Below are 21,578 nucleotides of genomic sequence, written 5' to 3'. Positions count from 1 at the left end.
ATCTCAAACTATTTCATGAAAACGTAATCAAATGAGGAAATTCATTGACATGCACAAGAAATAGGAATAAAATAACGGAGTAAATATTTTTTAAAGGAGAATTCTATTATGAATTTAGCTATTTTAGCACTTGGTTTCGCCGTGATGGGTGTTTCAATCGGTGAAGGAATTTTGGTTGCAAATATTGCCAAATCAGCGGCTCGTCAGCCTGAAATGTTTAGCAAACTGCAAACATTGATGTTTACAGGTGTGGCCTTCATTGAAGGTACCTTCTTCGTTCTATTTGCGTTTACATTCTTAGTAAGATAGACGACAATTTAGAAAAAAAGGAGGGATGAGGATTGGAATCTACAAGTAATCCAACCGTATCTTTTTTAGGCATTGATTTTGATTTAACCATCCTAGCTATGTCTCTCTTGACAATTACTATTATCTTTATCTTAGTCTTCTGGGCTAGTCGTAAGATGACAATAAAACCAAAAGGTAAGCAGAATGTCTTGGAATATGTCTATGAGCTTGTTAATAATACAATCTCACAAAATTTAGGACACTATACTAAAAATTATAGTTTATTGATGTTTATTTTATTCAGTTTTGTCTTCATTGCTAACAACTTAGGATTGATGACATCATTGAAAACACATGAGCATAATTTTTGGACATCTCCGACCGCTAATTTTGGTGTAGATATTACATTATCATTATTAGTAGCATTTATTTGTCATATTGAAGGTATTCGCAAAAAAGGAATTGGTGGTTATCTCAAAGGTTTCTTATCACCAACACCAGCAATGCTTCCGATGAATTTATTGGAAGAAGTTACTAATGTTGCTTCATTAGCATTGCGTCTTTTTGGTAATATCTTTTCTGGTGAAGTTGTCACTGGATTACTTTTACAACTTGCAGTTTTATCACCATTTACAGGTCCACTAGCTTTTGCATTGAATATCGTTTGGACAGCATTCTCAATGTTTATTGGTTTCATCCAAGCGTATGTGTTCATTATCTTGAGCTCAAGTTATATTGGACACAAAGTTCATGGTGACGAAGAAGAATAAGAAAAGAGAGGAGAAATATGTCAATACTTATTAATAGTACAACGATTGGTGATATCATTATCGTATCTGGCTCTGTGCTTCTCTTATTTATCTTAATTAAGACTTTTGCATGGAAACAAATCACAGGTATTTTTGAAGCCCGTGAACAAAAGATAGCTAATGATATTGATACTGCTGAACAGGCACGTCAACAAGCTGAAGCTTTTGCAACTAAGCGCGAGGAAGAACTATCTAACGCTAAAACTGAAGCTAATCAAATCATTGATAACGCTAAAGAGACAGGTCTTGCAAAAGGTGATCAAATTATTTCAGAAGCAAAAACTGAAGCTGATCGATTAAAAGAAAAAGCACATCAAGATATTGCCCAAAATAAGGCAGAAGCACTAGCAGATGTTAAGGGTGAAGTAGCAGATTTAACAGTTTTATTAGCTGAAAAAATTATGGTATCAAATCTTGATAAAGAAGCTCAGAGTAATCTCATTGATAGCTATATTAAAAAGCTAGGAGACGCCTAATGAATAAAAAGACGCAGGCTCTAATTGAGCAATATTCAAAAAGCCTTGTTGAAGTTGCCATTGAACATAAAATTGTTGAAAAAATCCAACAAGAAGTAGCAGCTTTAATTGATATTTTTGAAACAAGCGAGCTTGAGGGTGTCCTGTCAAGTCTTGCCGTTTCACATGATGAAAAACAACATTTTGTGAAGACATTGCAAACATCATGTTCAACTTATCTTGTTAATTTCCTTGAGGTTATTGTACAAAATGAACGTGAAGCACTTCTATATCCTATTTTGAAATCAGTTGATCAGGAACTTATCAAAGTGAATGGTCAATATCCAATTCAAATTACAACTGCAGTTGCTTTGTCTCCAGAACAAAAAGAACGTCTTTTTGATATTGCTAAAACTAAATTAGCTTTACCAAATGGACAGTTAGTTGAGCACATTGACCCATCTATTGTTGGTGGATTTGTTGTCAATGCAAACAATAAAGTAATTGATGCAAGTGTTCGTAATCAATTACATCAATTTAAAATGAAATTAAAATAGAAAGTGGTGTGACTTTTGGCAATTAATGCACAAGAAATTAGCGCTTTAATTAAAAAGCAAATTGAAGACTTCCAGCCAAATTTTGACGTCACAGAAACTGGTATTGTTACATATATCGGTGATGGTATTGCTCGTGCTCGTGGGCTAGATAATGCTATGAGTGGAGAACTTCTTGAATTTTCAAATGGTGCGTACGGTATGGCTCAAAACCTTGAGTCTAATGACGTGGGTATCATTATTTTGGGTGATTTCTCAGAAATTCGTGAAGGTGATGTGGTAAAACGTACTGGTAAAATTATGGAAGTACCAGTAGGGGAAGCTATGATTGGACGTGTCGTCAATCCGCTTGGTCAACCAGTTGATGGACTAGGTGAAATTGAGACGACAGCAACACGCCCAGTTGAAACACCAGCACCTGGTGTTATGCAACGTAAATCAGTTTTTGAGCCTCTTCAAACAGGTCTCAAAGCGATTGATGCTTTGGTTCCTATCGGACGTGGTCAACGCGAATTGATTATCGGTGACCGCCAAACTGGTAAGACGTCTGTAGCGATTGATGCAATCTTGAATCAAAAAGGTCAAGATATGATCTGTATCTATGTGGCTATCGGTCAAAAAGAGTCTACAGTACGTACACAAGTTGAAACTTTGCGTAAATACGGTGCCCTTGATTATACAATCGTTGTGACAGCTTCAGCATCACAACCATCTCCATTACTTTTCATTGCTCCATATGCAGGAGTAGCAATGGCTGAGGAATTCATGTATAACGGGAAACACGTTTTGATTGTTTATGATGATTTATCAAAACAAGCCGTAGCTTATCGTGAACTTTCGCTTCTTCTTCGCCGTCCTCCAGGTCGCGAAGCTTACCCAGGGGATGTTTTCTACCTTCATAGTCGTCTTTTGGAACGTTCAGCTAAAGTATCAGATGCTTTAGGTGGAGGTTCGATTACAGCGCTTCCGTTCATTGAAACACAAGCAGGTGATATCTCAGCATATATTGCTACAAACGTTATTTCAATTACTGACGGCCAAATTTTCTTGCAAGAAAATCTCTTTAACTCAGGTATTCGTCCAGCGATTGATGCAGGTTCATCAGTATCTCGTGTTGGTGGTGCAGCGCAAATTAAAGCGATGAAGAGAGTTGCAGGTACGCTTCGTCTAGATCTTGCTTCTTATCGCGAACTTGAGGCATTCACTCAATTTGGTTCAGACCTTGATGCAGCAACACAAGCAAAACTAAATCGTGGTCGTCGCACAGTGGAAGTGTTAAAACAACCATTACACAAACCATTACCAGTTGAGAAACAAGTTGTGATTTTATATGCTCTAACACATGGATTCCTTGATGATGTACCTGTAAATGATATTTTAGCTTTTGAAGAAGCTTTGTATGATTACTTTGATGCTCATTATGATAATCTCTTCGAAACAATCCGCACAACAAAAGATTTACCAGAAGAAGCAGAATTAGATGCTGCTATTCAAGCATTTAAAGATCAATCACAATTTAAATAATAGGAGGGTTCTAATATGGCAGGCTCTCTTAGTGAAATTAAAGACAAGATTCTCTCTACAGAAAAAACAAGTAAGATTACTAGTGCGATGCAGATGGTCTCATCTGCTAAGTTGGTTAAATCTGAACAAGCTGCTAGAGATTTTCAAGTGTATGCCTCTAAAATTCGTCAAATTACTACTAACCTCTTAAAGTCAGACTTAGTATCTGGATCAGATAACCCTATGTTATCTTCACGTCCGGTGAAGAAAACAGGTTATATTGTTATTACTTCTGATAAGGGTTTAGTTGGTGGTTACAATTCAAAAATCTTAAAAGCGATGATGGACACTATAACTGACTATCATACTGAGAATGATGATTATGCCATCATTTCAATTGGTAGTGTTGGTTCTGATTTTTTCAAAGCACGTGGAATGAATGTTTCTTTCGAATTACGTGGTTTAGAGGACCAACCAAGTTTTGATCAAGTTGGTAAAATTATTGCTCAAGCAGTTGAAATGTACAAAAATGAGTTGTTCGATGAATTATATGTTTGCTACAATCACCATGTTAACAGTTTAACTAGCCAAGTCAGAATGCAACAAATGCTTCCTATCAAAGAATTGGATGCAGAAGAGGCTTCTGAGGATAGAGTGATTACTGGTTTTGAACTTGAGCCAAACCGTGAAGTTATATTGGAGCAATTATTGCCTCAATATACTGAGAGTTTGATTTATGGAGCTATTATTGATGCTAAAACAGCAGAGCATGCGGCTGGTATGACAGCTATGCAGACTGCAACTGATAATGCTAAAAATGTTATCAATGATTTAACTATTCAATATAACCGCGCTCGTCAAGCAGCTATCACACAGGAAATTACAGAAATTGTTGCAGGTGCTAATGCACTTGAATAATTAATTAGTCTATAGAAAAAATAGTGAACAAAGGTATTTTAAATCCTTTGTATCATATGATAAGGAGAAATACATGAGCTCAGGCAAAATTGCTCAGGTAGTTGGACCTGTCGTTGACGTTGTATTTGCAAGTGGCGACAAACTTCCTGAGATTAATAATGCATTGATTGTCTATAAAAATGGCGATAAGTCACAAAAAGTAGTACTTGAAGTTGCTCTTGAACTTGGTGACGGCCTCGTTCGTACAATCGCTATGGAATCAACTGATGGGCTTACACGTGGTTTGGAAGTATTAGATACTGGTCGCGCAATTAGTGTGCCGGTTGGTAAGGATACTTTGGGTCGTGTCTTCAACGTTCTTGGAGATGCTATTGACCTTGAAGAGCCTTTTGCAGAAGATGCAGAACGTCAACCAATCCATAAAAAAGCACCATCGTTTGATGAATTATCAACATCATCAGAAATCTTAGAAACTGGTATTAAAGTTATTGACTTATTAGCACCTTACTTAAAAGGTGGTAAAGTTGGACTTTTCGGTGGTGCAGGTGTTGGTAAAACCGTTCTTATTCAAGAATTAATCCACAACATCGCCCAAGAACATGGTGGTATTTCAGTATTTACTGGTGTAGGAGAACGTACTCGTGAAGGGAATGACCTTTATTGGGAAATGAAAGAATCTGGCGTTATTGAAAAAACGGCTATGGTCTTTGGTCAAATGAATGAACCACCAGGAGCACGTATGCGTGTGGCACTTACTGGTCTTACAATAGCTGAGTACTTCCGTGATGTAGAAGGACAAGATGTGCTTCTCTTCATTGATAATATCTTCCGTTTCACACAAGCTGGGTCAGAAGTGTCAGCGCTTTTAGGTCGTATGCCTTCAGCCGTTGGTTATCAACCAACACTTGCTACAGAAATGGGACAATTACAAGAGCGTATCACTTCAACTAAAAAAGGTTCTGTTACATCAATCCAAGCTATTTATGTGCCAGCAGATGACTATACTGACCCTGCGCCAGCTACAGCCTTTGCTCACTTAGATTCAACAACTAACCTTGAACGTAAATTGACACAAATGGGGATTTATCCAGCCGTTGACCCATTAGCTTCAAGTTCTCGTGCACTCACACCAGAAATCGTTGGAGATGAGCACTATGAAGTTGCAACAGAAGTACAGCGTGTTCTTCAACGTTACCGTGAGTTACAAGATATCATTGCGATTTTAGGTATGGATGAATTATCAGATGAGGAAAAAACGTTAGTTGGACGTGCACGTCGTATCCAATTCTTCCTTTCTCAAAACTTCAATGTTGCAGAAACATTTACTGGTCAACCAGGTTCATATGTTCCGGTTGAAGAAACTGTTCGCGGATTCAAAGAAATCCTAGATGGTAAACATGATCAAATTCCAGAAGATGCCTTCCGTATGGTTGGTGGTATTGAGGATGTTATCGCAAAAGCAGAAAAAATGAACTATTAATGAGGTGATGCTATGGCACAATTGACTGTTCAAGTAGTAACACCAGATGGTATTAGATATGACCATCACGCTAGTCTCATTACTGTTAGAACGCCAGATGGTGAAATGGGAATTTTACCAGGTCACATAAATTTGATTGCTCCCCTTAATGTTCATCAGATGAAGATTAATCGTTCTCATCAAGAAGGTGTAGACTGGGTAGCTGTTAATGGTGGTATAATTGAAGTTAATGAGGATCAGGTGACAATTGTTGCGGATTCAGCAGAACGAGCACGTGATATAGACCTTAACCGTGCAGAACGGGCTAAGGAACGCGCTGAGCGTGCATTAGAAAAAGCTCAAACAACTCAGAATATTGATGAGATGCGTAGAGCTGAGGTTGCTCTTCGTCGCGCAATTAACCGTATTAGCGTCGGTAAAAAGTAGAAAAATGGTCTAATTAGTTTTGTGACTAATTAGGCTTTTTTAGTGTATAATAGAAGGCATGAATATGATATTAAATATAGTAACTATAGTTAGTAATTTTATTTTTATTGCCCTTTTTTATCAACTTTTTGTAGATTTATTTGACTGGTCTAAAATGATTAAAATGTCCCCTCAAAACATCTCAAAATTAAAAGTTTTTATTTTGTTGATAAGTATAGTTGGTGGCTATGTGGTTAGTCATTTTTTATTGGAAGTGATTCAGTTGTGTCAATCAATCTTTTGGGCTCTCCAATAAAGGAAATATTAGCTGAACTATGATATAATCAACTTACTATTGTTATAAGAATGGAGATTCAAATGGATAAAATTATTGTGGAAGGTGGGCAAACGCAGCTTCAAGGTCAAGTTGTTATTGAAGGAGCTAAAAATGCAGTTTTACCTCTTTTAGCAGCCACAATTTTACCAAGCCAAGGGAAAACATTGTTGACCAATGTTCCTATCTTGTCTGATGTATTTACAATGAACAATGTTGTTCGTGGTTTAGATATTCAAGTTGACTTTAATTGCGATAAAAAAGAAATCTTAGTGGATGCCTCAGGTGATATTTTAGATGTTGCACCTTATGAATTTGTTAGTCAAATGAGAGCTTCTATTGTTGTTTTGGGACCTATTTTAGCTAGAAATGGCCATGCTAAGGTTTCAATGCCAGGCGGTTGTACAATTGGTAGCCGACCAATTGACCTTCATCTTAAAGGTTTAGAAGCTATGGGAGCTACGATTACACAAAATGGTGGTGATATTACTGCCCAAGCTGAAAAGCTTAAGGGAGCTAATATATACATGGATTTTCCCTCAGTCGGTGCCACTCAAAACTTAATGATGGCTGCTACACTTGCTTCAGGCACAACAACGATAGAGAATGCTGCACGTGAACCAGAAATTGTAGACCTTGCGCAGTTACTAAATAAAATGGGAGCTAAAGTAAAGGGTGCTGGTACGGAAACATTAACGATCATTGGTGTTGATGCTTTACATGGTACAGAACATGATGTTGTCCAAGATCGTATTGAAGCTGGAACCTTTATGGTGGCAGCTGCTATGACTTCTGGAAATGTTCTAGTAAAGGATGCTATTTGGGAACATAACCGTCCTTTAATCTCTAAATTGATGGAGATGGGTGTTGAAGTGTCAGAGGAAGAAGATGGTATTCGTGTAAAAGCTGATACTAAAAAATTGAAGCCAGTGACTGTGAAAACACTCCCTCATCCAGGATTTCCTACTGATATGCAAGCTCAATTTACAGCTCTAATGGCAGTAGTTAATGGCGAATCAACTATGATTGAGACAGTTTTTGAAAATCGTTTTCAACATTTGGAAGAAATGCGTCGCATGGGATTACAAACGGAAATTTTACGAGATACTGCAATGATTCATGGTGGGAGAGCTTTACAAGGTGCACCGGTCATGTCTACTGACTTACGAGCTAGTGCAGCTTTAATCTTGGCAGGAATGGTTGCGCAAGGGCAAACAGTAGTTGGCCAATTAACCCATTTAGACCGTGGTTATTATCAATTCCATGAAAAATTAGCGGCTCTTGGTGCTAATATTAAACGTGTAAGTGAGGCGTAATATGGCATCTAGTGGTTGGAAATATGTATTAAAACAAATCGGTCTAATAGTATTAGTCATACTATTAGCCTTGCTGTTTTTAGCGGTTGGATTGATGTTGGGTTATAGTGTTTTTGGTGACGGAGAGCATGCTTACTCTATTTTATCGCTGGATAAATGGCAAAATATTATTGGAAAATTTTTAGGAAAATAGAAAGAGCCACTATAAGTTATTTGATGCTTATAGTGGTTTCCTTTGAGAGTTAATTTTAGCAGTAGAATAATACAATGACAAAAAAACAAAAACAAATAACAGCTTCGATTGTAACTTTGCTTTTTTCATTACTGGCAATAGGGTTAGGTGAAAGCAAATCTTTGCCTAATGATCACATTTTAAAACAGGTGACAGATTTAATTATTAGTAATGAATCTGGCAAAAATACTTCCCTTAAAAATGTATCAGGAACTCCTAGTAGAGAGTTATCTGAATCTGTTTTGACTAGCAATGTTAAAAAACAATTGGGAACAAATATAGCTTGGAACCAGTCAGGTGCTTTTATCATTAATCAAATTAAAACAGATTTGAATGCTAAAGTGTCAAGTGCACCATATGCTATTAATGAAATAAAGAAGGTTAATAACCAAATTGTTCCGACTAAAGCAAATGCCTTATTAACAAAAGCAACTCGTCAATATCGAAATCGAGAAGAAACAGGGAATGGTAGAACTTATTGGAAACCCGCTGGATGGCATCAGATAAATGGATTAAAAGGGAGCTATAACCACGCTGTGGACAGAGGCCATTTAATTGGTTATGCTTTAGTAGGGAGTTTAAGAGGATTTGATGCCTCCACAAGTAATCCTAAAAATATTGCCACACAAGCAGCTTGGGCAAACCAAGCTAATAGCAACCAATCAACAGGGCAAAATTATTATGAAACTTTAGTTCGTAAAGCATTGGATCGTCATAAAACTGTTAGGTATCGTGTGACTTTAATTTATGACAGAGATAATCTTTTATCTTCGGGATCACATATTGAGGCTAAATCTTCAGATGGAAGTTTAGAATTTAACGTTTTTATTCCTAATGTACAATCGGGATTATTATTTGATTATGCAACAGGAAAAGTGAAGCAGACAAAGTAATCTTTATCTAATAGTGCTTGTTAAAGACTGAAAAATTTGATAAAATAGTCTTTAATTGAATAGAGGTCTGTGAGACTAGTAAACCAAGGGAAGCTGCTTAGGGAGTTCAGCCGTGACTGCAAGCTGAATCAGTGAAAGAGGGTGGAATTCACTCACAAATAGGACTATAATTAAGGTCTGATTGGTCGATCAGATAGAAAACGGATGGTACCGCGTGTCAACGCTCCGATTAAGGGGTAGTGGCACGCTTTTTTTTGTTTTCAAAGCTACTTATTTTGACTTGGAGGAAAGATGGATTTACAAAAACAATTAGAAGAGTTGAAAATATCAACTCAAGAAAAGCTTAAAGAAATGACTGGGAACCACACTAAAGAATTACAAGACTTACGTGTACAAGTTTTAGGAAAAAAAGGTTCTCTAACAGAATTACTAAAAGGTCTGAAAGATTTATCTAATGATTTACGACCAGTTGTTGGAAAACAAGTCAATGAAGTACGTGATATTTTAACAAAAGCGTTTGAGGAACAAGCTAAAGTAGTGGAAGCTGCGAAGATTCAAGCACAGTTAGAGTCTGAGAGTGTCGACGTTACCTTGCCTGGTCGTCAAATGACATTAGGTCACCGTCATGTCTTAACACAAACTAGCGAAGAGATTGAAGATATCTTTTTAGGTATGGGATTCCAAGTGGTTGATGGTTTTGAAGTTGAGAAAGACTACTATAATTTTGAACGAATGAATTTACCAAAAGATCATCCAGCCCGTGATATGCAAGATACTTTTTATATTACAGAAGAAATCTTGCTACGTACTCATACTTCGCCTGTTCAAGCACGAACAATGGACCAACATGATTTTTCTAAAGGGCCTTTAAAAATGATTTCTCCTGGACGTGTTTTCCGTCGTGATACTGATGATGCTACTCATAGCCATCAATTCCATCAAATTGAAGGCTTAGTTGTTGGAGAAAATATTTCAATGGGCGATCTCAAAGGAACACTTCAACTGATTTCTCAAAAAATGTTTGGAGCAGAGCGTAAAATCCGACTTCGTCCTTCATATTTCCCATTCACAGAACCTTCAGTTGAAGTTGATGTCTCTTGCTTCAAGTGCGGAGGTAAGGGATGTAATGTCTGCAAACAGACAGGTTGGATTGAGATATTGGGTGCTGGTATGGTTCACCCAAGTGTTTTGGAAATGTCTGGTATTGATTCTGAGAAATACTCCGGTTTTGCCTTTGGTTTAGGTCAAGAACGTATTGCAATGTTACGCTACGGTATCAATGACATTCGTGGCTTCTATCAAGGTGATGTTCGCTTCACAGATCAATTTTAAGATTTTAGATAGCAAGTAGCATCATTGGTGTGATGATAAATTTATGTTAACGCTATTACCTTACTCAATAGGAGGTTTTCTAATGTCTCAAATTACTTTTAAAAAGGTTGGCCTTGATAATGTGAATATTTTACAGAATATTGCTATAGAAACCTTTCGGCAGACGTTTTCTCATGATAATAGTGAGGAACAACTTCAAGCATTTTTCAATGAGTCTTACACTTTACCAGTATTAAAATCGGAAATTACCCATGCTGAATCTGATACTTATTTTGTTTATCTTGATACAGATTTAGTGGGTTATTTAAAAGTAAACTGGGGAAGTCAGCAAACTGAAAAAGATCTTGATAAAGCATTTGAAATTCAAAGGATTTATCTTCTAGATGCCTACCAAGGGCAAGGTATAGGTAAGGCTACTTTCGAATTTGCTTTGGATTTAGCTTATAAATCAGGCTTAGATTGGGCTTGGTTAGGTGTTTGGGAGTTTAATCATAAAGCTCAGGCATTTTACGCTAAATACGGATTTGAAAAATTTTCTGAGCACCAATTTTCAGTAGGTGATAAAGTGGATACGGATTGGTTATTAAGAAAAAGTTTACACTAAAAACTACAAAGCACTTGTATAAAATTAAAAGAAAATAAATAGAGAGAAATTACATGTTAGTATCGTATAAATGGTTAAAAGAGTTAGTGGATGTTGATGTTACAACAGCAGAACTAGCTGAGAAAATGTCAACCACTGGTATTGAGGTTGAAGGTGTGGAGACACCAGCGGAAGGTTTATCAAAATTAGTTGTAGGTCATATTGTTTCGTGTGAAGATGTTCCAGATACCCACTTACATTTGTGTCAAGTTGATACAGGGGATGATGAACTTCGTCAAGTTGTCTGTGGTGCTCCAAATGTCAAGACTGGTATTAATGTTATCGTAGCGGTTCCTGGTGCTCGTATTGCAGATAACTATAAGATTAAAAAAGGTAAAATCCGTGGTATGGAGTCACTTGGAATGATTTGTTCACTTCAAGAGTTGGGCTTATCGGAAAGTATCATTCCAAAAGAGTTTTCTGATGGTATCCAAATTTTACCTGAGGGAGCTATACCTGGTGATAGTATTTTCTCTTATCTTGACTTAGATGATGAAATTATTGAATTATCAATTACACCAAACCGTGCAGATGCTCTTTCAATGCGTGGTGTTGCCCATGAGGTAGCAGCAATTTATGGGAAAAAAGTTCATTTTGAAGAAAAAAATCTCATTGAAGAAGCAGAAAGAGCAGCTGATAAGATTTCTGTTGTCATTGAATCAGATAAAGTTTTATCTTACTCGGCTCGTATTGTTAAGAATGTAACAGTTGCACCAAGTCCACAATGGCTTCAAAATAAACTGATGAATGCTGGTATACGTCCAATTAATAATGTTGTTGATGTGACAAACTATGTTCTTTTGACTTATGGTCAACCAATGCATGCTTTTGATTTTGATAAATTTGATGGGACAACTATAGTAGCACGTAATGCTGAGAATGGGGAAAAGTTAATTACTCTTGATGGTGAAGAGCGTGACTTAATAGCTGATGACTTGGTCATTGCGGTAAATGATCAACCAGTTGCTTTGGCAGGCGTTATGGGAGGACAATCAACTGAAATTGGTAGTTCTTCTAAGACAGTGGTCCTTGAAGCGGCAGTATTTAATGGAACAAGTATCCGCAAAACAAGTGGAAGACTCAACCTTCGTTCAGAATCATCTTCTCGCTTTGAAAAAGGTATCAATTATGATACAGTTTCAGAGGCTATGGATTTTGCGGCTGCAATGTTACAAGAATTGGCAGGTGGTCAAGTTCTTTCTGGTCAAGTTACAGAAGGAGTTCTTCCAACTGAGCCGGTAGAGGTATCAACGACTCTTGGTTACGTTAATACTCGTTTGGGAACAGAACTTACCTATACTGATATTGAAGAAGTATTTGAAAAACTCGGCTTTGCTATTTCTGGTTCAGAAGTGAAATTTACTGTGTTGGTACCGCGTCGTAGATGGGATATTGCCATTCAAGCTGACTTAGTTGAAGAGATTGCCCGTATTTATGGTTACGAAAAATTACCAACAACATTGCCAGAAGCCGGAGCGACTGCAGGAGAATTAACGAGTATGCAACGCTTACGTCGTAGAGTCCGTACGGTTGCTGAAGGAGCAGGATTATCTGAAATTATCACCTATGCTTTAACAACTCCAGAAAAAGCAGTGCAGTTCTCAACTCAAGCAACTAATATAACTGAACTTATGTGGCCGATGACTGTTGATCGCTCAGCACTTCGCCAAAATGTTGTTTCAGGAATGCTTGATACAATTGCTTATAACGTTGCTCGCAAAAACAGTAACCTTGCAGTTTATGAGATAGGAAAAGTTTTTGAACAAACTGGTAATCCAAAAGAAGATTTACCAACTGAAGTAGAGACGTTTACTTTTGCCTTAACAGGTCTAGTAGAGGAAAAAGATTTCCAAACAAAAGCCAAGCCAGTTGATTTCTTCTACGCCAAAGGTATTGTAGAGGCGCTCTTTATTAAATTAAAATTAGATGTTACTTTTGTAGCACAAAAAGGTTTAGCAAGTATGCACCCAGGTCGTACAGCAACTATCTTATTAGATGGGAAAAAGATTGGTTTTGTTGGTCAAGTACACCCACAAACTGCAAAACAATATGATATTCCTGAAACTTATGTTGCTGAAATCAATCTATCAACTATTGAAAGTCAAATGAACCAAGCGTTGATTTTTGAAGATATTACGAAGTATCCGTCTGTATCTCGCGATATTGCATTATTACTTGCAGAATCTGTTAGTCATCATGATATTGTGTCAGCAATTGAGACATCAGGGGTAAAACGTCTAACAGCGATTAAACTGTTTGATGTCTACGCTGGAAATAATATTGCAGAAGGGTATAAATCAATGGCTTATAGCTTAACTTTCCAAAACCCTAATGACAATCTAACGGACGAAGAAGTGGCTAAATATATGGAAAAAATCACTAAATCACTCGTTGAGAAAGTTAATGCAGAAATAAGATAATTTATATTTTACGTTGAAAAATAAATAAAAAACAGCATCAATTAAGATGCTGTTTTTTTATTTAAAATTTATAGATGTTCTACGGAGAAAGTATCACCGTGTTGGATGTCACCATATTGAAAGCCTTTGTTAAACCAACGTTGGCGTTGTTCAGCTGTTCCATGGGTAAAGCTATCAGGCACTAATTTTCCGTAGGTTTCTTTCTGAAGGGTATCGTCTCCGACGGCGTGGGCAGCATTCATGGCCTCTTCAAAGTCTCCTTGTTCTAAGAGATTTTTTCCCCTGATGTAGTGAGCCCATACCCCTGCATAATAATCTGCTTGAAGTTCTAGCCGAACATTTAAAGCATTTGCTTCTTTCTTAGTAAGTCCGTGTCGCATTCTATTATACTTATCCATAATGCCTAACTCTGTTTGAATGTGGTGACCAACTTCGTGGGCGATGACGTAGGCCATAGCAAAATCACCAGTAGCACCATATTTATGTGATAATTCATTGTAAAAAGAAATATCAAGATAGATTTTTTTATCTGCTGAACAATAAAATGGTCCTGAAGCAGATTCACCTATACCACAACCTGTTTGAATTGAATTGGTGTAAAGAACAAGTTTTGGTTCCTTATAATTTCCAAAACCTTGGGTTTGGAATTCTTGTGACCAGAAATCCTCAGTTGAGCCAAGGACTTTATTAACGAAATCGATTTGTTCTCTCGTTGCGCTATTATCAACAGAACGTGAGACATTCTGAGATTGGTAACTAGAAGGTGAGGATGAGTCATTAAAAATGCTGGTTAGTCCCCCTCCGCCAAGTAGCAGTAAGATGATTAAAACCACAAGCTTGGTTTTCCAACTCCCTCGCAGCAATAAAAGTTGAAGAATCGGTAATCCACTTCCTCCGCTAGAGAATGAACCTCCGCTACTGGAGCGACGATCTTCAACATTGTCGCTTTTTCTTAGGTCATCTATTTTCATAAGTATCTCCAAAGTGTTTTATAGGCTCATTATAAACTATTTTAATAAGAAATGCTTGAATTTTTAACTAAATATCTTCCCCTAGATTTGAAGCTATTTTTGGTATAATATTAATAAACTGTAAAGGATAAGTTGAAGAAGGTTTACTTCTCAGTTGACTTATAAGATAGGAGATTCATGAAATTACTTTATACTGATATTAATCATGATATGACAGAAATCTTAGTCAATCAGGCCGCGCATGCTGCTGAAGCTGGATGGCGTATTTTTTATATTGCTCCAAACTCTTTATCTTTTGAAAAAGAGCGTGCAGTATTAGAGAACCTTCCTCAAGAAGCCTCTTTTGCTATTACAATTACTCGCTTTGCTCAATTGGCACGTTATTTTACTTTAAACCAGCCTAATCAAAAAGAAAGTTTAAACGATATTGGATTAGCAATGATCTTTTATCGTGCTTTAGCAAGTTTTGAAGATGGACAATTAAAAGTTTTTGGACGATTGAAGCAAGATGCTTCCTTTATCAGTCAATTGGTAGACCTATACAAAGAATTGCAGACAGCAAATCTGAGTATTTTAGAGTTAAAATATTTACATTCTCCTGAAAAATTTGAAGATTTATTAGCTATTTTTCTAGTGGTTTCAGATCTTTTAAGAGAAGGAGAATACGACAATCAATCTAAAATTGCCTTTTTTACAGAACAAGTAAGGTCAGGCCAGCTAGATGTGGATTTAAAGAACACTATCCTTATAGTCGATGGTTTTACCCGTTTCTCAGCTGAAGAAGAAGCTTTAATTAAAAGTCTGAGTTCACGTTGTCAAGAGATTATCATCGGAGCTTATGCTAGCCAAAAAGCGTATAAGGCTAACTTTACTAATGGAAATATTTATTCTGCAGGGGTTGATTTTTTAAGATATCTAGCAACGACATTTCAAACAAAACCAGAATTTATCTTGTCCAAGTGGGAAAGTAAATCTGGTTTTGAAATGATTTCGAAAAATATCGAAGGTAAACATGATTTTACAAATAGTAGTCACATTTTAGACGACACTGCTAAAGATTGTATAACAATTTGGGAGTGCATTAATCAAAAAGATGAAGTGGAACATGTGGCTAGAGCTATACGTCAGAAACTTTATCAAGGATATCGCTACAAAGATATTTTAGTTTTACTAGGAGATGTAGATAGTTATAAACTACAATTAAGTAAGATTTTTGAGCAGTATGATATTCCTTATTATTTCGGTAAAGCTGAAACAATGGCTGCGCACCCTTTAGTTCATTTTATGGATTCCTTGTCTCGAATAAAACGTTATCGATTTAGAGCTGAAGATGTTTTAAATCTTTTTAAGACAGGTATTTATGGAGAGATTAGCCAAGATGATTTAGATTATTTTGAGGCTTATATCTCATATGCAGACATTAAAGGTCCTAAGAAGTTCTTTACAGATTTTGTTGTGGGGGCTAAAAAATTTGATTTAGGGCGTCTTAACACTATTCGTCAGTCCCTCCTTACTCCACTGGAAAGTTTTGTGAAAACGAAAAAACAAGACGGTATAAAAACACTCAACCAATTCATGTTTTTCCTTACTCAGGTAGGTTTGAGTGACAATTTATCGCGATTAGTTGGTCAAATGTCTGAAAATGAACAAGAAAAACATCAAGAAGTTTGGAAAACATTTACAGATATTTTAGAGCAGTTTCAAACAATATTTGGTCAAGAAAAATTAAATTTAGACGAATTTTTATCGTTATTAAATTCAGGTATGATGCAAGCCGAGTATCGTATGGTCCCTGCTACTGTTGATGTGGTTACTGTTAAGTCTTACGATTTGGTAGAACCACATAGTAATCAATTTGTCTATGCCCTAGGCATGACACAATCACATTTTCCAAAGATTGCTCAAAACAAATCTTTAATATCTGATATTGAACGTCAGCTTATAAATGATGCCAATGACACTGATGGTCATTTTGACATTATGACGCAAGAAAATTTGAAGAAAAACCATTTTGCTGCCCTCTCTCTTTTTAATGCTGCTAAACAAGAATTAGTGTTGACTATACCACAATTATTGAATGAGTCTGAAGATCAGATGTCACCATATCTTGTCGAACTAAGAGATATAGGTGTTCCTTTTAATCATAAAGGACGCCAATCGTTAAAAGAAGAAGCTGATAATATTGGGAATTACAAAGCTTTATTATCGCGTGTTGTTGACTTGTATCGCTCTGCTATTGACAAAGAGATGACTAAAGAAGAACAAACTTTTTGGTCAGTTGCTGTTCGTTATTTGCGTCGTCAATTAACTTCTAAAGGGATTGAGATACCAATAATTACAGATAGTCTTGATACTGTGACAGTTTCATCAGATGTGATGACCAGACGCTTCCCAGAAGATGACCCACTTAAATTATCCTCATCTGCTTTGACAACTTTTTATAATAATCAATATAAGTATTTTTTACAATATGTGTTAGGTTTGGAAGAACAAGACTCAATTCATCCAGATATGCGGCACCATGGAACGTACCTTCATCGTGTTTTTGAAATTCTGATGAAAAACCAAGGGATAGAATCTTTTGAAGAGAAACTCAACTCTGCAATTAATAAAACCAATCAAGAAGATGTTTTCAAATCCTTGTATTCAGAAGATGCAGAAAGTCGTTATTCTTTAGAAATTTTAGAAGATATCGCGCGTGCAACTGCAACCATATTACGACAAGATAGTCAGATGACTGTTGAAAGTGAAGAAGAACGATTTGAACTAATGATTGATAATACTATAAAAATTAACGGTATTATTGACCGTATCGATCGTTTATCTGATGGTTCTTTGGGTGTCGTGGACTATAAATCAAGCGCTCAAAAATTCGATATCCAAAAATTTTATAACGGTCTAAGTCCACAATTAGTCACCTACATTGATGCTATCAGTCGTGACAAGGAAGTTGAACAAAAACCACCGATTTTTGGAGCTATGTACTTACATATGCAGGAACCTAGACAAGACTTGTCTAAAATTAAAAATTTAGATGATTTAGTAACAAAAAATCATCAAGCTTTAACTTATAAAGGATTATTTTCAGAAGCCGAAAAAGAATTCTTAGCAAATGGGAAATACCATCTCAAAGATTCCCTTTATTCAGAGACTGAAATTGCTATTTTACAAGCACATAACCAATCGCTTTACAAAAAAGCATCTGAGACTATTAAGTCAGGTAAGTTTTTGATCAATCCATATACAGAAGATGCTAAAACAGTTGACGGAGATCAGTTTAAGAGTATTACGGGATTCGAGGCGGATAGGCATATGGCACGTGCCAGAGCGCTTTATAAATTACCTGCTAAGGAAAAACGTCAAGGTTTCTTAACATTAATGCAGCAAGAGGAGGAAAATGATGACCTTTAAGCCTTTCTTAAATCCAGAAGATATTGCTGTTATTCAGACAGAAGAAAAAAATTCTGATAAAAAACAAAAGCGAACGCCTGAACAAATTGAAGCCATTTATACTTTTGGTAACAATGTCCTGGTATCAGCTTCGGCTGGTTCTGGAAAGACTTTTGTAATGGTTGAGCGGATTTTAGATAAACTTTTAAGAGGGGTTCCGATTGACTCTTTGTTTATCTCAACATTTACAGTAAAAGCGGCAGGTGAGCTCAAAGAACGTTTAGAAAAGAAAATAAACGAGTCTTTGAAATCCGCAGAATCAGATGATTTAAAACAGTTTCTCACCCAGCAACTTGTCGGCATTCAAACAGCTGATATTGGTACTATGGATGCTTTTACGCAAAAAATAGTTAACCAATATGGTTATACTTTGGGCATATCACCTATATTTAGGATTTTACAAGATAAAAATGAGCAAGACGTCATAAAGAATGAGGTCTATGCTGATTTATTTTCTGACTACATGACTGGGAAGAATGCAGCTTCATTCATAAAATTAGTCAAAAATTTCTCAGGTAATCGTAAAGATAGCAAAGCTTTTCGAGAAATGGTTTATAAAGTTTATGCTTTTAGCCAGTCCACCGATAACCCCAAGCGCTGGATGCAAACAGTTTTTCTAAAAGGTGCACAAACTTACACTGATTTTGAAGCTATTCCAGATCAAGAAGTTTCAAGCCTTTTAAATGTAATGCAAACAACTGCTAATCAATTACGTGATTTAACGGATCAAGAAGATTATAAGCAATTAACTGCTAAAGGGGTTCCGACAGCAAATTACAAAAAACACCTTAAAATAATTGAAAATTTAGTCCATTGGTCTCAAGACTTTAATTTGCTGTATGGAAAAAAAGGATTGACTAATTTGGCACGTGATATCACTAATGTGATTCCTTCAGGCAATGATGTTACAGTTGCTGGCGTTAAATATCCTATCTTTAAACAATTGCATAATCGTATCGTTGGACTTAAGCACTTAGAAGTTATTTTTAAGTATCAAGGAGAATCTCTTTTCTTGTTAGAATTATTGCAATCCTTTGTTTTAGATTTCTCAGAACAATATTTACAGGAGAAGATTCAAGAAAATGCTTTTGAATTTTCTGATATTGCCCATTTTGCAATTCAAATATTGGAAGAAAATCATGATATTAGGCAACTTTATCAAGATAAGTATCATGAAGTAATGGTTGATGAGTATCAGGACAATAACCATACCCAAGAGAGAATGTTAGAATTATTGTCTAATGGACATAATCGTTTCATGGTTGGAGACATAAAACAATCAATTTACCGTTTTCGTCAGGCTGATCCACAAATTTTTAATGATAAATACAAAGCTTACCAAGACAATCCAAGTCAAGGGAAATTAATTATTCTGAAAGAGAATTTTCGGAGTCAATCAGAGGTTTTAGACAGTACAAATAGTGTGTTTACACATCTTATGGATGAAGAAGTAGGAGACATTCTTTATGATGAAAGTCACCAATTAAAAGCTGGTAGTCCAAGACAGCAAGAAAGACATCCGAATAATAAAACACAAGTTTTACTATTAGATACTGATGAAGATGATATAGATGACAGTGATAGTCAACAATATGATATTAGCCCAGCTGAAGCAAAGTTAGTCGCAAAAGAAATTATTCGATTGCATAAAGAAGAGAATGTTCCCTTTCAAGATATCACCCTCTTAGTTTCTTCAAGGACAAGGAATGATGGTATCTTACAAACTTTTGACCGTTATGGTATTCCTTTGGTAACTGACGGTGGGGAGCAAAATTACTTAAAATCAGTCGAAGTGATGGTAATGCTTGATACTTTGCGGTCAATTGATAATCCCTTAAATGATTATGCTCTAGTTGCTCTTTTGAGATCTCCCATGTTTGGCTTTAATGAAGATGATTTAACAAGAATTGCTATTCAGGATGTCAAAATGGCTTTTTATCATAAAGTGAAATTGTCTTATCATAAAGAAGGTCATCATAGTGATTTAATTACTCCAGAATTATCTTCTAAAATAGATCACTTTATGAAAACATTCCAGACTTGGCGTGATTTTGCTAAATGGCATTCGCTTTATGATTTAATATGGAAAATATATAATGACCGTTTTTATTATGATTATGTAGGAGCTCTGCCTAAAGCTGAGCAACGTCAAGCCAATCTATATGCCTTGGCACTTCGAGCAAATCAGTTTGAAAAAACAGGTTTCAAGGGTTTATCACGCTTTATTCGAATGATTGATAAAGTTTTAGAAAATGAAAATGATTTGGCAGATGTTGAGGTGGCATTACCGCAAAATGCTGTTAACCTAATGACTATACACAAATCAAAGGGGCTTGAGTTTAAGTATGTATTTATTTTAAATATTGATAAGAAATTTTCAATGGTAGACATAACTTCCCCTCTTATTTTAAGCCGAAATCAAGGAATTGGTATTAAATATGTTGCTGATATGCGACATGAACTCGAAGAAGAGATACTGCCTGCAGTAAAGGTTAGCATGGAAACACTTCCTTACCAACTTAATAAAAGAGAGTTACGCTTAGCTACTTTATCAGAGCAAATGCGTTTACTTTACGTAGCTATGACACGTGCAGAGAAAAAATTATATCTGGTTGGTAAGGCTAGTCAAACCAAATGGGCTGATCATTATGACTTAGTATCTGAAAATAATCATCTCCCATTAGCTAGTCGTGAAACTTTTGTGACCTTTCAAGATTGGTTACTGGCTGTTCATGAAACCTATAAGAAACAAGAGTTGTTTTATGACATCAACTTCGTATCATTAGAGGAATTAACAGATCACCACATAGGGATGGTTAACCCTAGTCTACCTTTCAATCCCGATAATAAGGTAGAGAATCGTCAGTCTGAAGATATCGTGCGTGCGATTAGCGTGTTAGAATCTGTTGAGCAGATTAATCAAACTTATAAAGCGGCTATTGAGTTACCGACAGTGAGAACACCAAGTCAAGTCAAAAAATTCTATGAGCCTATTCTAGATATAGAAGGTGTTGATGTGATGGAAACTATTACTAAAACATCAGTAGATTTTAAGTTACCTGATTTTTCTACAAGTAAAAAGCAAGACCCAGCAGCTTTAGGATCTGCTGTACATGAATTAATGCAACGCATAGAGATGTCATCTCATGTCAAAATGGAAGATATTCAAAAAGCTTTGACAGAAGTGAATGCTGAAACAAGTGTCAAAGCGGCTATTCAGATTGAAAAAATCAACTATTTTTTCCAAGAAACCTCACTCGGTAAGTATATACAAGAAGAAGTAGAACATCTGCATCGAGAGGCACCTTTTGCCATGTTAAAAGAAGATCCGGAGAGTGGTGAGAAATTCGTTGTACGTGGTATTATTGATGGGTATCTACTATTAGAAAATCGGATAATTCTATTTGATTATAAGACTGATAAATTTGTCAATCCTCTAGAATTAAAAGAACGCTATCAGGGACAAATGGCTTTATATGCAGAAGCTTTAAAAAAATCTTACGAGATAGAAAAGATAGACAAATACTTAATTCTTTTAGGTGGTAAACAGCTAGAAGTGGTAAAAATGGATTAAA

At 36.1% G+C, this 21,578-nt stretch carries 18 protein-coding genes; 17 read left to right on the top strand and 1 reads right to left on the bottom strand.

Translation table 11 applies throughout. The features are described 5' to 3' along the window. Nucleotides 1–108 precede the first annotated feature (108 nt). The 15 genes from EGX70_RS03180 (at nt 109) to pheT (ending at nt 13,582) form a co-directional block, all read left to right on the top strand. Nucleotides 109–309: a F0F1 ATP synthase subunit C gene (locus EGX70_RS03180; RefSeq protein ID WP_001046538.1), complete on the top strand. Its 201-nt coding sequence runs from the start codon at nt 109–111 to the stop codon at nt 307–309. 32 nt (nt 310–341) lie between these two features. Further along, nucleotides 342–1,058, top strand: a complete 717-nt coding sequence (atpB, locus tag EGX70_RS03175) for a F0F1 ATP synthase subunit A (protein ID WP_000446421.1) — start codon at nt 342–344, stop codon at nt 1,056–1,058. Nucleotides 1,059–1,075: 17 nt separating this feature from the next. Continuing rightward, nucleotides 1,076–1,573: a F0F1 ATP synthase subunit B gene (gene atpF, locus EGX70_RS03170; protein WP_000025478.1), complete on the top strand. Its 498-nt coding sequence runs from the start codon at nt 1,076–1,078 to the stop codon at nt 1,571–1,573. Beyond that, entirely contained in the window at nt 1,573–2,109 is a 537-nt protein-coding gene (locus EGX70_RS03165; protein WP_001036760.1) for a F0F1 ATP synthase subunit delta, read from the top strand. The genes atpF and EGX70_RS03165 overlap by 1 nt, the downstream gene beginning before the upstream one ends. A gap of 15 nt (nt 2,110–2,124) precedes the next feature. Further along, nucleotides 2,125–3,630, top strand: coding sequence for a F0F1 ATP synthase subunit alpha (atpA, locus tag EGX70_RS03160; protein ID WP_000996613.1), 1,506 nt, complete (start codon nt 2,125–2,127; stop codon nt 3,628–3,630). A 15-nt stretch (nt 3,631–3,645) separates the two neighbouring features. Continuing rightward, on the top strand, nt 3,646–4,527 hold the full coding sequence (locus EGX70_RS03155; protein ID WP_000919085.1) for a F0F1 ATP synthase subunit gamma: 882 nt from the start codon (nt 3,646–3,648) through the stop codon (nt 4,525–4,527). A gap of 73 nt (nt 4,528–4,600) precedes the next feature. Beyond that, on the top strand, nt 4,601–6,007 hold the full coding sequence (atpD, locus tag EGX70_RS03150; RefSeq protein WP_000094375.1) for a F0F1 ATP synthase subunit beta: 1,407 nt from the start codon (nt 4,601–4,603) through the stop codon (nt 6,005–6,007). A gap of 12 nt (nt 6,008–6,019) precedes the next feature. Beyond that, the gene (locus tag EGX70_RS03145; RefSeq protein ID WP_000068054.1) at nt 6,020–6,433 is read left to right on the top strand and encodes a F0F1 ATP synthase subunit epsilon; all 414 of its coding nucleotides are present in this window, start codon (nt 6,020–6,022) and stop codon (nt 6,431–6,433) included. 64 nt (nt 6,434–6,497) lie between these two features. Continuing rightward, entirely contained in the window at nt 6,498–6,728 is a 231-nt protein-coding gene (locus tag EGX70_RS03140) for a DUF1146 family protein (RefSeq protein ID WP_000602601.1), read from the top strand. 62 nt (nt 6,729–6,790) lie between these two features. After that, nucleotides 6,791–8,062, top strand: coding sequence for a UDP-N-acetylglucosamine 1-carboxyvinyltransferase (gene murA / locus EGX70_RS03135; protein WP_000357877.1), 1,272 nt, complete (start codon nt 6,791–6,793; stop codon nt 8,060–8,062). A gap of 1 nt (nt 8,063) precedes the next feature. Beyond that, nucleotides 8,064–8,255: a DNA-directed RNA polymerase subunit beta gene (locus EGX70_RS03130; protein WP_000168511.1), complete on the top strand. Its 192-nt coding sequence runs from the start codon at nt 8,064–8,066 to the stop codon at nt 8,253–8,255. Nucleotides 8,256–8,329: 74 nt separating this feature from the next. Continuing rightward, nucleotides 8,330–9,187: a DNA/RNA non-specific endonuclease gene (locus EGX70_RS03125; protein WP_123947905.1), complete on the top strand. Its 858-nt coding sequence runs from the start codon at nt 8,330–8,332 to the stop codon at nt 9,185–9,187. Between the two features lie 291 nt (nt 9,188–9,478). Next, complete coding sequence (pheS, locus tag EGX70_RS03120; RefSeq protein WP_000365655.1) at nt 9,479–10,519, top strand: phenylalanine--tRNA ligase subunit alpha; 1,041 nt, start codon at nt 9,479–9,481, stop codon at nt 10,517–10,519. A gap of 82 nt (nt 10,520–10,601) precedes the next feature. Then, a complete protein-coding gene (locus tag EGX70_RS03115; protein WP_000078400.1) occupies nt 10,602–11,123 on the top strand; it encodes a GNAT family N-acetyltransferase in 522 nt (173 codons plus the stop codon). 53 nt (nt 11,124–11,176) lie between these two features. Next, complete coding sequence (pheT, locus tag EGX70_RS03110; protein ID WP_123947903.1) at nt 11,177–13,582, top strand: phenylalanine--tRNA ligase subunit beta; 2,406 nt, start codon at nt 11,177–11,179, stop codon at nt 13,580–13,582. A 68-nt stretch (nt 13,583–13,650) separates the two neighbouring features. On the opposite strand, the gene EGX70_RS03105 is transcribed toward pheT, so the two are convergent. Next, nucleotides 13,651–14,553, bottom strand: a complete 903-nt coding sequence (locus tag EGX70_RS03105; RefSeq protein WP_000686759.1) for a neutral zinc metallopeptidase — start codon at nt 14,551–14,553, stop codon at nt 13,651–13,653. A gap of 177 nt (nt 14,554–14,730) precedes the next feature. Between EGX70_RS03105 and rexB the strand changes: the two genes are divergently transcribed. After that, entirely contained in the window at nt 14,731–17,964 is a 3,234-nt protein-coding gene (rexB, locus tag EGX70_RS03100; protein WP_000772298.1) for an ATP-dependent nuclease subunit B, read from the top strand. Continuing rightward, nucleotides 17,954–21,577: a helicase-exonuclease AddAB subunit AddA gene (gene addA / locus EGX70_RS03095; RefSeq protein ID WP_000143231.1), complete on the top strand. Its 3,624-nt coding sequence runs from the start codon at nt 17,954–17,956 to the stop codon at nt 21,575–21,577. The genes rexB and addA overlap by 11 nt, the downstream gene beginning before the upstream one ends. The last annotated feature ends 1 nt before the right edge of the window (nt 21,578 follow it).

Origin of the sequence: Streptococcus sp. FDAARGOS_522, assembly GCF_003812445.1 — a bacterium.
Lineage (GTDB): Bacteria > Bacillota > Bacilli > Lactobacillales > Streptococcaceae > Streptococcus > Streptococcus agalactiae.
Note: the sequence above shows the minus strand (reverse complement) of the source record. Positions and strands in the feature narration are given on the sequence as shown.